We start from the raw sequence: 294 nt of genomic DNA on the forward strand, positions 1-294 counted from the left end.
TCCCATCTCATGGGGGGAAGAGATGTGCAGATCAGTGCGGATCATGATGTGCGTGTGCAAGCGGCAGATGTTTTAGCAGAGCATGATGTGAACATTCATGCTGGTCATGATGTAAAAATCTCAGAAAGTCATGATGTCTCCAAGGCAGATGAAATGCATCAAAAGTCTTTTGCAAATGTTAAAACTTCTTTTGATGTTGGCACGGTAGAGAACGTGAATGATGCAACAAAATGCTTCACAAATGGGGATAGAAAACATAAAGTTAGCAACAGCATTGTTGCTGAAAAGAAAACT

At 40.8% G+C, this 294-nt stretch carries 1 protein-coding gene; it reads left to right on the forward strand.

Going from position 1 to position 294, the window contains the following annotated elements; all coding sequences use genetic code 11:
• Positions 1–9: 9 nt before the first annotated feature.
• Positions 10–294: hemagglutinin repeat-containing protein (locus ACFINZ_RS11505; protein WP_375701583.1), on the forward strand; the 285-nt coding region annotated here is incomplete at its 3' end.

Origin of the sequence: Bartonella sp. AA81SXKL, from assembly GCF_042196945.1 — a bacterium.
In the GTDB taxonomy this organism is placed as follows: Bacteria; Pseudomonadota; Alphaproteobacteria; order Rhizobiales; family Rhizobiaceae; genus Bartonella.